Raw genomic sequence first — 13,444 nt, 5'->3', positions numbered from 1 at the left:
TAAATGAAATATTCTACTTAATTTTACTATCGACTAATTTAGCTACAACTAGGGTGAATAAAGGCAGATACCTCTTTATCAATGTATAGAATTATTGACAGTGAAAAATAAAAAGCCCATAAATTACGATTTATTTATGGGCCTGATACAAAAATAGATTTAGTTATTGGTTTGCTGCTGAGAAATCACCTTAGTCGGTTTAATTTTACGGTTATTTTCAAACCCTGGCTGAGGGACTTTTATAAAGAACGTCAGAATTCCTGCAAAGATATACAACCCTGTGTATGCCCAAACAACCCCGACAATATCGAAGAAAGGCAATACCAAGCTGGCAATCGCTGGGGCAGCAAAGTTACTTAAGCCCGCAGATAAGTTGTAAATCGAAACGGCAGCACCTTTATGGTGTGGTTCAATACTTGGGAACACCGCAGTCATAGGCACAAAGGCTGCGACAAAAATACCCAGTAAAATGGCAGGGATCAGGGCAATCGCAAAATTGTGGCCAAAATAAACGGGTAAGTAGTAAAACAGCAAGCTAGACACGGCCATTCCTAAACAACCAAACCACCTAACTTGGCGGATCCAGCCAATATGTTCCCCAACAATTCCCCAAAAAATATTGGTAAAAATCGTCACAAAGAAGAATACGGCCCAGATTTGCAACCACTCAGAAATAGTAAAACCTAAGCGATCAACAAATAGTAATGGCATAATTATCGCAAAACCAAATAACGAAATGGTATTGATAATGCGGATCAGACTCGCCATAAAAATATCTTTATTGGTAAACAGAATTGTCGCCGCACGGGATAACTCCGCCATTTTATCTTTCATTGGCAAATCAACTTTTGAGCGATCAACAGGAATGTTACGCAAGCTAAAGTAAGCAATCATACCGCCAATTGCGACCCAGCCGATTGCCATCCAAAGTGTACCTGTTTCCCCCATCATCGGGATTGAGAAACTGGGTAAATAGCTGCCGATGACACCAATTCCCACTGAATACATCGCCCAAAACCAACCTGTTGCTGCCGCAAGGTGAGCACGAGGGATCACCTGCACCAACATCATCATAAAGGAATAAATAAACAGCGGATAAGCCAGCCCACGAATACCATAAAACAGCAACATCATACTGTAGCTTTTCATGCCTAATCCGAAAGCCATAAATAATGCGTGCATGACAATCCATAAAACAAAACCAATCATCATGGCTTTTAATGGTGTGATAATTTCAGCAACCACACCCGACGCCCAAGCTGCCACCGCAGCCATCAAGCCATAAACGGTGAATACCATCGCGGATTGTGTTGGTGTAAAACCTAAGTCAGTAATATGTTTCGATAAAAAAGCCATTTCAAAGCCATCACCGCTCATAAAAATAGCGATAGCGATAAAACCCCAGAACAAATGCTTAGGTAAACCAAGCCAATACTGCTGTTGTTCCATTGCAGTTTCCTCATTTTATATTGTTATTTTAATCAGTTGCGAAGAAAGAACGATAAAGGAGGTAGGTAGGGAATACCTCCTTTTCGACCGATTACGGCATCAGCTCTCTTGCTTGTTTTTGTTGCTGGTACAATAAACGGAATACATCAAGCCGTTGATTGAGAACTTGTTGATTAATCGCTTGCGGCAAATAGGTGTTAAGAATGTCTGGTTTTTGACATACCTTATCCACTTCGCCTCCATCGGCAAGCCATGCAAGGCGTGCCGCACCTAATGCCCCTGAAGAACTTGCTGGATGTGTCACGATAGGCACATTAATCACATCGGCAATTAATTGCGCCCAAATTGGGCTGCGAGCCCCACCCCCCGTGAGGCTACAGCGTGGCATTTTTGTGCCCGTTTGCTGTAGCACATCCATACCATCTGCTAAGGCAAAAGTAACACCTTCAATCACTGCGTAACCCAGCTCCGCTCGGGTTGTTTCATTGCGCAGTGCAAAAAAGGAACCTGTGGCGTAAGGGTCATTGTGTGGTGTTCTTTCCCCTGAAAGATAAGGTAAAAATATCGGCGCGCGTTTTTTCTGCTCATCTCTTAATTGACCTACCTCGTCCATCAGTTGGTTTTCTGTCGTTGACAATAACTGGCAGACCCAACGCAAACAGTTTGCCGCACTTAACATCACGCTCATTTGGTGCCAACGGTTTGGTAAGGCATGGGCAAAGGCGTGAACACCATGTTGAGGGTCAGCTTGTAGTTGGTTATTCACCACAAAAATGACCCCTGAAGTGCCAAGGGAAATCAAGGCATCTCCTTCATTAACGGCCCCGACGCCTACGGCAGAAGCCGCGTTATCACCACCGCCACCTGCAATAATCACGTCTGCACTCAGTCCCCAATGTGAGGCTAAGTCAGCACACAACACGCCGCTTTTTTCAGCCCCTTCCACCAAGGATGGCATTTGTTCACGAGTCAAATTTGTAGCGGCCAATAATTCGTCAGACCAATCACGTTTAGCGACATCAAGCCACAACGTGCCTGACGCATCAGACATTTCACTGACAAACTGCCCTGTCATCTTCCAACGCAAGTAGTCTTTTGGTAACAACACTTTGCCAATTTCGCTGAAAATCTGTGGCTCATGTCGCGCAACCCACAAGAGTTTCGGTGCAGTGAAACCGGGCATCACCAAGTTCGCACCAACGGTCAGGAATTCAGGATGCTGCTCCATCAGCCATTCGCATTCACTGGCGCTGCGCGTGTCATTCCACAGAATGCAATCACGCAACACCTTGTTTTGTTTATCCAGTAAAACGGCGCCGTGCATTTGCCCTGATAGACCAATCCCTTTGACTGCCGCCCACGCTTCTGGCGCTTTTTGTTTTAAGGTTGCTACTACGGCATTTGTGGCTTCCCACCAGCTATCTGGGGATTGCTCCGCCCACTGAGGATGTGGCCGTTGCACCGTGAGTGCCATATGGCTGGACGCAACAATTTCCCCTTGGCTATTAATCAAAACAGCCTTAAGCTCAGAAGTGCCAAGGTCAATTCCAAGGTACATTGCCTTTCTCCTTACAGCGATTGCTGCGGTGATTTAAGCCAAGTTTCGATACTGGCAACCGTCTTGTTCATAAGTTCATGGAATTCAGGTGAATGCGCAAGGGAGCCAAATAACATCTCGCTCGAGACAAATTGTGTTAATGCATCCGCGGAATTCATCATTTTTTGATAATACTCCACATCTAACACGCCATCTTGGTATTCATAAGGTAACTCGCCTTTCGCCCAGCGCTGCAAATAAACAAAAAAGAGCGCGGGCAATACCGCCGTTGCTGCTGGCACTTGGTTACGTTGGTAACATTCTTGCAGTGTTGGTGTAATGAACCCAGGGATTTTTGATAAACCATCAGCCGCAACACGTTGATTGGTATCTTTAATGTAAGGATTGCTAAAACGATCGAGTACCACATCACGATACTGTTCCAAATCCAGCGGGCTCGGTGATAACGATGGGATCACATCTTGTGTCACGTAATTCCACGCCATTTGCTTGATGGGTAATTCACGCGTGCTGTCGTCGATAAAATTCAAGCCGATTAATGTCCCCGCCCAAGCAATGCAACTGTGGCTTGCATTCAGGATACGAATTTTGGCTTCTTCCCACGGCAGTACCGACTCCACCATTTCAACATCCACATTTTCCAATGCAGGGCGTCCATTAATGAAATCATCTTCAATCACCCACTGAATGAAAGCTTCGCCCATTACTGGTGCTTTATCGTCCCATCCCGTGTGCTGTTTCACGCGCTCTGCCACATCAGGGGTTGGGCGAGGCGTTATTCTATCCACCATAGTATTTGGTGAACGGGTATGGTCTTTCACCCATTGGTATAGCTCATCTTCGCCTTTTAATTGTAAAAACGATAAGAAACCATGGCGAAAACGTTCGCCGTTATGGCGCAAGTTATCACAGTTTAATAAGGTGACTGGCTCACCATGAGCGGCAAGTCGTGCACGCAGGATCTCAGTCAATGCCCCGTAGATTGTGGTCATTTTCCCTGATAAATCTGCTTTGATGTCGGGTTGCTGGCCATCTAACTCATGCTGAGGGGTTAAATAATAGCCTGCCTCAGTGACGGTAAAAGCAATTACGCGAGTGGCTTTATCACGGCCTTGTTCAACGAGTTGGCTTAAATTTTCATCCCAGTGCAGGATTTTGCGCACAGAGGTAATTTTTTCGTAGTGCCGCTCACCTTCTGGCGAAACGGTTTCAAGGGTATATTCGCCATGTTGCTTCGCTAAGTTATCAAGCAATGCATTCGCGTCATTGCGAATATTACCGAGCGCAATAGACCAACTGTCATCCCCCTGCGCCATTAAACGGTGTAAATACCAAGCTTGATGAGCACGATGGAACGACCCTGCACCAATGTGCATCCATACGGATTTCTGCTTTAGCATTGTGACTCCTTAACTTAAAATAAATATTTGCCATTTTTATGGGCATATGCCCGTTTGTTATATTTTAGTTTCAATCACACGAGAATTACTGCGATAATGGTCACAGTAATGACTTTTGCCCTTTTAATAAGCAATTGCCCAGAATTACAATAATGAAAAAAGGCAGGAGACCGTCCATGCAGAAAGAATTAAAAAAAATGGAACAAGCCGCGAGAGCCGCATGGCTGTATTTTGTGGCAGGTAAAACGCAACAAGAAATTGCGCAGGAATTAGGGCTATCGCGCCAAGTCGCCCAGCGATTGATCTCTTTAGCCAAAGAGCAAGGTATGGTGCATGTGCAAATCACCCACCCGGTCACTGAGTGTTTACGACTCGCTAATGAGATACAACAAAAATATCATCTAACCCATTGTTATGTTGTACCTTCGGGGCAACTTGATACTGATGCCACGTTGGATATGATCGCCGTTGCGGGTGCTGAGTTGATGGAACAGCTGATTGAGCAGGATAAACCCCAAGTTATCGGTATCGGTTCAGGGAGAACATTGCGCAGTATTATTGATGCACTGCCTTACCTTGAGATGCCACAGCACCAATGTGTCTCATTAATTGGTGCAATTGCCCGTGATAGCTCTGCGACACGCTATGATATCCCCCTGCGTTTTGCAGAAAAACTGCAATGCCGCCACTATATTCTCCCCGCACCATTGTACGCAGACAGCCCTGAAGATAAAGCTATGTGGTGCCAACATCGCGTCTACAAAGAGGTCACTGAAAAAGGCTTAAATGCCGATATCACCTTTATTGGGATTGGCGAAGTGGGGAAAAATTGCCCATTAAATTCAGAAGGGTTTGTCACCGATGAACAACTAGAAATGCTGCTGGATAAAGGTGTCGCAGGAGAGCTCCTAGGCCACTTTATTAAAGCTAACGGTGAGCGCTTAGCCACCAGCTTAGATGACACCCACACGAGCGTGCCACTATTTTCCCCACCAAATCACCCTGTGATTGCATTTGCAGGGGGGGCGCATAAAACTCAGGCGATTCAAGCCGTACTTAACGGTAGTTGGGTCACGGGTTTAGTCACTGATGAAGCAACTGCTCAACAATTATTAGCAAATAATTAGTCCTTTATGTATGCGGTCACAGTGCCGCATACATAACTTAACCTGTGGCTTGCATACTTAAATAATGACTATGTAATTGCTCAATTTTTGCGATATCCGTATCATTAGACTCCAAGCAAAGATCGTTACAACACGCACAGCAATAATGAAATACATCAAATTTACGTTTTTCTATATTCCTCATGCCCTGCCCTGTAAGGGCTAATTGATGAGTGTCGAAACGAAATAGGTTAGCTGATAACTCAGCAACATTGCGCGTTATATCTAACTCAGGAAATCCATTTAATACGTTACACATTGAATCATACGCATTTACATTTTCCCATTTAATACCCCGTAGCACTTCATAGCGGATCAAAGGGGTAATAAATAATTTTGTCTCTGAATCTGATAATAGTGCAGTAAGTTTTGTAATAGCCTGATTTTTTATTTCCTGCGATGCAGAACCACTATTATCAAAAGCACATATCAATAAGTTGGTATCAAGTAACACATTCCTTGTCATTACTGCCCCTCTTGATTTCTCAGTAAATCGAGCAAGCTATTTTTAGCCTCTTGTTGTTCATCTACTGTACTGTTCTCTAATTTTATTTTATTCACATCCACATGGAAGACATCCCGTAAAATATCTGCAAATGCCGCTTTATTTGGAGAGGGAATCAAACGGCTTTTCACAATACCATCTTGCTTATCCCGTTGAAGTTCATAGGCTTCTCCTTCTTGAAGCTGAGATAAAACAACCGATGAATGGGTAGTGACATAAAAAGTCGTATTGGGAAATAAACGTTTTAATAACGGAATAATATTGGCTTGCCATGATAAATGCAGGTGACTTTCGATTTCATCAATAAAAACAATGCCTTTAACATTTTGCAAATTGGTTTCATTGGTGAAATAACCATAGCCTGACACAACTGATTGAATTAGTTTTAGGATGGATGAAAACCCTGAGCTTAATTGGCTAAGTTGAATTTTTTGCTCATCAATTTTGAGGCTAACTTTATCATCACCACTAATTTCTAAATAGTCTGCATCGATGCGATTGTCTATTTCATGCAATAAACGTAAAACAGTTTTAAGCTCGATTTCACGGTTATCTTCTGCACTTTGATAAGCATTTGATGAACGCGCAATTTGGATAAACCACTCTTGAATATTGGTTGCCATATTCATAGAGCCAAAATTGGACTCCATATCTTTGGCTAGATTATTAAAATAATTTTTTCGCCTTGAATCTAGATCTCCCAAAGAACCAATACTGATATTATTTTTTTCACTTATTGCTCCTCGAAATTGAGCCCCAAGGTAAATGATAGGACTTTGATGATGTAATGTTGAAAAACTCTCTGATATCTTTGGGCCCCAATAAAAAGATCCTTTTTCACCAACAGAAGCATCAATACATAAATCCTGTATATTTGCTTTATGAAATCTGTAATGAACTTTGACCATCCCAGTTAAAAAGGAGGATACTGCCTTATTGCTAAAAAACATAAGCTGAAACAAGGCTTCCAGCGTTTTGGTTTTCCCTACCCCGTTGACACCAATTAGAGTATATACCCGTTGGTTAGGGACAAAATCCAATTGAACTTTACCAACGCCAGTTAGCCCTTCAAACTCTAAATGTTTGTCTAACATCCTGTTTCTCTCCACTAAAAGCAATGATTTCAGTATAAGCAGTAACCCGACCTTGAACAAGCATCGCTGTTATCAATTCAGACAAAATCAAATACCCATTTACCCCTGTGCCAGCCAGTTATGGCAGAGCATACCGAGTAAGGTAAAGAGCAATGCGCCAATCACATGGATAGCAATAGTGCTAATCGCAAAGCCCAATTTCCCTTCTTGGATGAGCACTAACACTTCTAATGAAAAAGTCGAAAAGGTGGTAAAAGCACCGCAAAAACCCGTCACAATAAATAACTTATACGCAGGGCTGATGTTAGCGCTGGCAAAATAAGAAATGGCAAAGCCAATGACAAAGCCACCAATAAGGTTAACCGCAACAGTACCAAGGGGAATATTCGGATAGAGGTGGTTCATTTTCAGGCTAACAAACCATCTTAGCCAACCACCGAGAACAGAACCAATCGCAATTGCAAATAAAGAGGCGTACATAGAAACTTCCCATAAAACGTTAGGCGGGATAAATGAAAGGAAAGTCTCCCAATTATACTCTAAATAATTTGAGTTACATGCAGGTAACAAGCTAAGTAACTTAAAGTATGGCGAGTATCAGTCATTTATGCCCTAAATTCAGGGCACATAAACCTACGTACCCCGTCGAATGAACAGGTTAACGTAGGCATCATTAGCCCAACAGGGCGGTTTCTTAACAGCAGGAGGAATGCCATCTCCCTAAATAATCACCTTAAAATAATAAGGCAACTAATTAGGAGATGTAAACCTATTTTATAATAGATGCTATTAATAAGCCGTTAGGCGCACACCTCATCTGTGATTAATGCGAATGACCGCAGCCAACAACGCTGCGGTTTGAAATATGACGGGGATGACAAGCTATTGGGACATTTTTAAAATAGTCCGCACATTACTCGCACTAGTTGCAATAATATCAATCGCCCCGGTGCGTAATGCGCCCATAATCGCCATTGCCTTGGAGGATTCAGAAGCAATTGCAATCACACAGGGAATTTTTCTCAGCTCATCGATGCTCAAGCCGATCACTCGGTCATTCATAACGGTATCCACATGCTGCCCTTGCGCATTGAAAAAGTCATACCCTGCGATATCGCCAATAACACCTTGGTTTAAACTGGCATCCACGATTTCACGGGGTGTAAACCAGCCTAATTTGACCATATAGCTGTCTTCATTCATATCGCCAATACCAATCAAGGCAATATCCGCTTTACGAGCACGGTCAAGGGTCTCTTTTATGGTGCCGTTCTTCATAAACGATTGTTTAAGTTCGTTATTTTCCACGTAAGCTGGGGCATACAGTGTTTCACTGGTTCCACCAAATTTTTTCGCAAGGCGGCGACTGATATGGTCAGCGTTTATCGAATCACCGGGACGATGCGTTCCGCCAATACCACAAATAAACCGGCAATCTTTTTCAGGCACCGCCCCGCCACTATCGGCAACAACGGCCACGTTGCGCCCTTGCCCTACGGTGACAATCATATTGTCCCGCAATGTGGTTGATAAATAATTGGCAACCAACGTCCCCACTTGATTACGTTGGGATTCTTCATCTGGGTGATCCAATGCAATTAATGCACGAGAAATCGGAAACCGAGAAAGTAATTGCTGTTCGAGTTGGGTACTAAAAATCGGGTGATAGCGAACGTTAATTTCAACTATCCCTTCTTCTTTTGCGCGCTTCAATAGGCGCCCCACCTTAATTCGCGATATCCCAAACTTATTGGCGATCTCTTCCTGCGTAATTTCATCGCGATAATACGCAATCGCAATTTCAGTCAGTAGCTCAATGTCGGAAGATGTTTGTGATCTATCCATAAGGTAGTGATTTCCTCTCAATTGGTGTTAATCGCGACAAGGATAATAAGGTTTTAGTATAGCGTTTCTAGTGGCAATTAATAAGCGAGTTGTCAAAGACAGTGGATATAAAGCGATGTTTTCGGCTCTATATCCACTCAAAAACTAAAATAAATAGCTATGCGTTGGCTACAGCGCCATGTTTTTCAACACTTTGTGCAAGTTGGCAGAGTAATAAGCAGCAAGACGTTGCTCCTGCATCCAGTACCCCGCGGGAGCGTTCCCCCAAACGACTGGCACGACCTATTTTTGCCACTAAATCTAAGGTTGAATCGCGCCCCGCAATCGCAGCTGCTTGCATTGCATCTAATGCTTGCTTGAAATCCTTGCCTGCATTGGTTGCAGATTCAAAAGCATTAATCGCAGGGATCAATGTATCCATCAAGCATTTATCACCGACCGTCGCGCTACTAATGTCTTGCAACTCTGATAAACCGTTTTGTAGCATCGCCAGAAAATCGTGCTGTGAAAGCTCGTTTTTGCCTGAAATACTGTCAGACATCCCCATAAAGAAGCTGCCGTACAGCGGCCCCATCGAACCGCCAATGCCTTCCATTAGCGCATCGGAAATCTCTTCAAAGCCTTCACTGAGTGATAATTCGCGCCCTTCAATCGCTTTGGCGCATAGGTTAAAACCTTTCGCCATATTAATGCCGTGGTCACCATCCCCAATTGCACCGTCGATTTCACTGAGGTATTCACGGTTAGACACAATGATATGGACTAAATCGAGTGTCATGTCATTGCCACGTTCCGTTGAGATAACTTGCATAATGGGCTCCTTTACTTAACCTGTGTTAAACCTAATGAATACGCAGGGACATCCATCAATGTCTTTAATTCTTCATCTACTTTCATTAGTGTCAGCGTGACACCCATCATTTCGAGTGAGGTAAAATAATTGCCCACATAGTTACGCACGATGCGAACACCTTTTTCGCTCAATAATTTTTCAACTTCAGCATAATAGATATACAGCTCCATCACTGGGGTCGCACCCAAACCAGAAACCAGCACGACAACTTCATCCCCTTGTTTTGCCTGCATATCGGTTAAAATTGGCGCTAACATCGTTTGTGCCATTTGCGCCGCAGATTGGATTGGCATAATTTCAATGCCCGGCTCGCCATGGTGACCGATGCCAAGTTCCATCATGCCATCTTCAATGTGGAAATTTGGGTGGCCCACCGCAGGAATGGTACAAGACGTCAAACCAACACCGATAGAGTGGCAATTATTAATGGCTTTTTGTGCCGCATTAATCACACCATCTAGGTCGTAGCCCTTACTGGCGGCTGCCGAGCCAACTTTCCACATTAAAATTTCACCCGCAACACCGCGGCGTTTTTCTTTCTCGCTCGCTGGCGCAGAGGCGACATCGTCAGTTGCCACGACAGTTTTAATCTTCATGCCCGCTTTTTCGGCTTTTTTCATCGCCATTTTCACGTTCATGTTATCGCCTGCATAGTTGCCGTACAAACAAGCAACACCTGCACCGCTGTCTGCGGCTTTGAACGCATCTAAAAAAGCCCCTGCGGTAGGTGAAGAGAAAATTTCACCAATCGCCACCGCATCTAACATGTTTTCACCCACATAACCTAAAAATGCGGGCTCATGACCTGACCCTCCCCCTGTGACAATCCCTACTTTTCCTTGGATTGGCGCTTTTGGGTATTTCAAAACGCGGGCATTATCGGTTTGCGCAAAATATTCTGGGTGCGCTTTTAAATAGCCTTGGATTGCGTCTTCAACAACTAGGTCAGGTTCATTAATGATTCTGTTCATAATTCCCTCTTTTACTTATTTTCTGGTGTTAGCTGCATTTTTGCTGACTGATCAAGAAGTTCTTGCGGTACCGTGATAAACCTCATCAATATCGCACTGAACAAATAAAGCCCTGAGAAAATCCAAATCACACCAAACGCACCGACACTGCTGATAAAGATCCCGACCAATGCAGGGCCAACGAAAGTACTGAGCCCCGCACCTAAATTCAGTACGGACATCGCAGCGCCTTTATTTTCAGGTGCAAGTGATGGCATGATGGCAGAGAGCGGTACGTAACCTGCAAGGCACGCGCCAAATAACCCCGCCGCTATCATCATCAGGGTATAGTTATGGCCGAAGTAATACGGCACGTAATAGAACATTAGGGTACAAAGCATACAACCGACACACCCGAACCAAATCACAATATTGCGCCAACCAATTCGGTCACTCACCACACCAAAAATCAAGTTAAAGGCAATATTCACGGTCCAAAGTGCGGCATAGATATGTAACCATTCTGTGCGGGAAAAGCCAAAGTCACCGAGAAACATTGGCATGAAGATCACAAAACCGTAAGCCGCTGATGTGTTTATGGTTCTAACTATTCCCCCTAAACCAATTTTTGGGTTTTCAAATGCAATGGTGATCCCTTTAAACACATAGTTAAGCGATACTTTTTGTTTTGGTTGTTCGCCGCCCTCATGGTTTCGGTTAAGGGCAATCGCAATAAACGCCCCGATGGTGACAAAAATCAGCCCACTCCATAGCGTTGCCATCTCACCTAAAATTGGTAAGGCATAACTTGAGTACATCACCCCCAACACACCTAGCCCGCCACTGTAGACGAACCAGAAGATCCCCACGGCGGAACCCAATTTTTTAATGGGCGCTTCATACGCTACCCAAACTAAGAAACCGTAGGCAAACATCGGATAGCCAAATCCACGTAATGCATAGGTAGGGATCATGATGGATAAGCTGTTACTTGGCAGGCCAATGGATAAGAAAATGACGGAGCCAATCACAAACATCACAAACCCGAAAATCATCACTCGGCGAGCGGTATAAATTTCCGCTAAAACGCCAGACAACCACGCCGCAACCGCAGCAAAAAAGCCATATACGCTGAACAGTAATGAAGATTGTTCAATGCTCATTCCGCGGCTAATAATAAAAGGTGAAAGCCACCCTTGCTCGAGACCTTCCCCCATCATGAAGATAAGGACACCAAAATAGCCAAGGAGCAACTTTGGCGAAAACCCCGTTACTTTAGACAGTTTATTGATTATCATATCGTTAACCTCAGTGCTTGTTCGCTGGGTTAGGACCTGAATAACAAGCCTTGGTAGGGTGACATTTATTCAGGTCCAATTTTTCTCATTATTGTTTTATTTGCTTGTGAACCCACTACAGCATTACAGGTTCGGGTCTAAGACCACCTTGATATGCGGGTCGCCCTTCGCCATCATGGAAAAACCTTCTGCAAATTTATCTAACGGTAAAATATCCGTTACCACACCTTTGGTTGGGAAATCACCATTGCCGATACCCTCGATAACCAATGGGTAGCAATATGGACCTAAGTGAGAACCTAATAAATCCAGCTCTTTACGGTCGCTGATAATGCTCCAATCGACAGTTACAGGGTCTTTAAAGACAGAGAACTCAACGAAAGTACCGAGTTTACGGATCATTTTTAACCCTTGTTCTACTGATTTCGGTGCGCCGGTCGCTTCAATGTAAATATCGCAACCATACCCTTCCGTCATCCCTTTGATGATTTTGTCCACATCATCACGTTTTGGATTCAGGACCATATCTGCGCCGAATTCTTTAGCGAGTTCTAAGCGTTTATCGAATAAATCTAGCACCACTAATTTGCCTGCACCGGATTTTTTGATTGCGCCAATCATGCCTAAACCAAGCGTGCCTGCGCCCGAAAGCACAACCACATCGCCCAGCTTCACATTCGCACGTTGCACGGCATGCAGTGAGCAGGCATACGGTTCAATTAAAATTGCGTCTTCAATCGGCATATCCACAGGCACATGGTAGTTGATGGCTTCTTTCGTAAATTTCATGTACTGAGCCATACCGCCATTGACGTTATTTTGGAAACCATACAGGTCGTGTTTTTCACACATCCAATATTCTCCGCGTTTACAGAAGCGGCATTCCCAACAAGGGACAATTTGCTCGGAGATCACGCGGTCACCTAATGTGAAACCTTCCACTTTTGAGCCAAACCCTACAACGTGCCCGATAAATTCGTGTCCTGGGATCATTGGCGCTTTAATATAGGCAGGTTGCTCAGCATCCCCCCAAAAGCTTGGCGCGCCTTCAAACGCTTTCACATCACCTGCGCAAATCCCGCAAGCTTCAACACGAACTAAAATTTCTTCTTCACCAATTTTTGGAACATCGACAGTTTCTAAACGGTAATCTTTCGGTGCATAAGCCACTACCGCTTTCATTTTTTCTGGAATGCCTTCGCTCATCGTGGCTTTTTGATCACAGTGTTCACACATAGTCTTACCCTCGGCGTTTGTTAAATGAACATAAGTTCAATGAAGATACAAATTAACCATACCTTCTTTTAATCATTGATGCACATCACC

12 protein-coding genes and 1 riboswitch are annotated in these 13,444 nt (G+C 44.0%); of the genes, 1 reads left to right on the top strand and 11 read right to left on the bottom strand.

Going from position 1 to position 13,444, the window contains the following annotated elements:
- Window positions 1–159: 159 nt before the first annotated feature.
- The 3 genes from AC4IFT_RS19795 to dalD form a co-directional block, all read right to left on the bottom strand.
- Window positions 160–1,449, bottom strand: coding sequence for an MFS transporter (locus AC4IFT_RS19795; protein ID WP_490736463.1), 1,290 nt, complete (start codon window positions 1,447–1,449; stop codon window positions 160–162).
- A gap of 91 nt (window positions 1,450–1,540) precedes the next feature.
- On the bottom strand, window positions 1,541–3,007 hold the full coding sequence (gene xylB, locus AC4IFT_RS19790) for a xylulokinase (RefSeq protein WP_490752427.1): 1,467 nt from the start codon (window positions 3,005–3,007) through the stop codon (window positions 1,541–1,543).
- Between the two features lie 11 nt (window positions 3,008–3,018).
- On the bottom strand, window positions 3,019–4,407 hold the full coding sequence (dalD, locus tag AC4IFT_RS19785; RefSeq protein ID WP_490752423.1) for a D-arabinitol 4-dehydrogenase: 1,389 nt from the start codon (window positions 4,405–4,407) through the stop codon (window positions 3,019–3,021).
- Window positions 4,408–4,583: 176 nt separating this feature from the next.
- Here dalD and AC4IFT_RS19780 point away from each other — a divergent pair, with 176 nt between their 5' ends.
- Window positions 4,584–5,534, top strand: a complete 951-nt coding sequence (locus AC4IFT_RS19780; protein ID WP_490752420.1) for a sugar-binding transcriptional regulator — start codon at window positions 4,584–4,586, stop codon at window positions 5,532–5,534.
- A 37-nt stretch (window positions 5,535–5,571) separates the two neighbouring features.
- Here the strand turns inward: AC4IFT_RS19780 and AC4IFT_RS19775 are convergent, their stop codons facing one another.
- From AC4IFT_RS19775 to AC4IFT_RS19740, 8 genes are all read right to left on the bottom strand, one after another.
- Window positions 5,572–6,039, bottom strand: coding sequence for a type II toxin-antitoxin system VapC family toxin (locus AC4IFT_RS19775; protein ID WP_490752418.1), 468 nt, complete (start codon window positions 6,037–6,039; stop codon window positions 5,572–5,574).
- The gene (locus AC4IFT_RS19770) at window positions 6,039–7,172 is read right to left on the bottom strand and encodes an AAA family ATPase (protein ID WP_490752416.1); all 1,134 of its coding nucleotides are present in this window, start codon (window positions 7,170–7,172) and stop codon (window positions 6,039–6,041) included. The genes AC4IFT_RS19775 and AC4IFT_RS19770 overlap by 1 nt, the downstream gene beginning before the upstream one ends.
- 99 nt (window positions 7,173–7,271) lie before the next feature.
- Window positions 7,272–7,652 carry a fluoride efflux transporter CrcB gene (gene crcB, locus AC4IFT_RS19765; protein ID WP_490736451.1) on the bottom strand — a complete coding sequence of 127 codons (381 nt, stop codon included), beginning with the start codon at window positions 7,650–7,652 and terminating at the stop codon, window positions 7,272–7,274.
- A gap of 177 nt (window positions 7,653–7,829) precedes the next feature.
- Window positions 7,830–7,901, bottom strand: a riboswitch (Fluoride riboswitch).
- Window positions 7,902–8,054: 153 nt separating this feature from the next.
- A complete protein-coding gene (locus AC4IFT_RS19760; protein ID WP_490736449.1) occupies window positions 8,055–9,017 on the bottom strand; it encodes a sugar-binding transcriptional regulator in 963 nt (320 codons plus the stop codon).
- Window positions 9,018–9,174: 157 nt separating this feature from the next.
- Window positions 9,175–9,828: a dihydroxyacetone kinase subunit DhaL gene (gene dhaL, locus AC4IFT_RS19755; protein WP_490752414.1), complete on the bottom strand. Its 654-nt coding sequence runs from the start codon at window positions 9,826–9,828 to the stop codon at window positions 9,175–9,177.
- Window positions 9,829–9,839: 11 nt separating this feature from the next.
- On the bottom strand, window positions 9,840–10,841 hold the full coding sequence (locus AC4IFT_RS19750) for a dihydroxyacetone kinase subunit DhaK (protein WP_374448321.1): 1,002 nt from the start codon (window positions 10,839–10,841) through the stop codon (window positions 9,840–9,842).
- An 11-nt stretch (window positions 10,842–10,852) separates the two neighbouring features.
- Window positions 10,853–12,118 carry an MFS transporter gene (locus AC4IFT_RS19745; RefSeq protein WP_273804640.1) on the bottom strand — a complete coding sequence of 422 codons (1,266 nt, stop codon included), beginning with the start codon at window positions 12,116–12,118 and terminating at the stop codon, window positions 10,853–10,855.
- 123 nt (window positions 12,119–12,241) lie between these two features.
- Window positions 12,242–13,354: an MDR/zinc-dependent alcohol dehydrogenase-like family protein gene (locus AC4IFT_RS19740; protein ID WP_490736442.1), complete on the bottom strand. Its 1,113-nt coding sequence runs from the start codon at window positions 13,352–13,354 to the stop codon at window positions 12,242–12,244.
- Between the last annotated feature and the right edge of the window lie 90 nt (window positions 13,355–13,444).

The organism is Providencia sp. UF-183 (genome assembly GCF_058246155.1).
Note: the sequence above shows the minus strand (reverse complement) of the source record. Positions and strands in the feature narration are given on the sequence as shown.

Coding starts and splice junctions, on each gene's coding strand:
- AC4IFT_RS19795 (WP_490736463.1), bottom strand. CDS start 1,449: ATGGAACAACAGCAGTATTGGCTTGGTTTACCTAAGCATTTGTTCTGG.
- xylB (WP_490752427.1), bottom strand. CDS start 3,007: ATGTACCTTGGAATTGACCTTGGCACTTCTGAGCTTAAGGCTGTTTTG.
- dalD (WP_490752423.1), bottom strand. CDS start 4,407: ATGCTAAAGCAGAAATCCGTATGGATGCACATTGGTGCAGGGTCGTTC.
- AC4IFT_RS19780 (WP_490752420.1), top strand. CDS start 4,584: ATGCAGAAAGAATTAAAAAAAATGGAACAAGCCGCGAGAGCCGCATGG.
- AC4IFT_RS19775 (WP_490752418.1), bottom strand. CDS start 6,039: ATGACAAGGAATGTGTTACTTGATACCAACTTATTGATATGTGCTTTT.
- AC4IFT_RS19770 (WP_490752416.1), bottom strand. CDS start 7,172: ATGTTAGACAAACATTTAGAGTTTGAAGGGCTAACTGGCGTTGGTAAA.
- crcB (WP_490736451.1), bottom strand. CDS start 7,652: ATGTACGCCTCTTTATTTGCAATTGCGATTGGTTCTGTTCTCGGTGGT.
- AC4IFT_RS19760 (WP_490736449.1), bottom strand. CDS start 9,017: ATGGATAGATCACAAACATCTTCCGACATTGAGCTACTGACTGAAATT.
- dhaL (WP_490752414.1), bottom strand. CDS start 9,828: ATGCAAGTTATCTCAACGGAACGTGGCAATGACATGACACTCGATTTA.
- AC4IFT_RS19750 (WP_374448321.1), bottom strand. CDS start 10,841: ATGAACAGAATCATTAATGAACCTGACCTAGTTGTTGAAGACGCAATC.
- AC4IFT_RS19745 (WP_273804640.1), bottom strand. CDS start 12,118: ATGATAATCAATAAACTGTCTAAAGTAACGGGGTTTTCGCCAAAGTTG.
- AC4IFT_RS19740 (WP_490736442.1), bottom strand. CDS start 13,354: ATGTGTGAACACTGTGATCAAAAAGCCACGATGAGCGAAGGCATTCCA.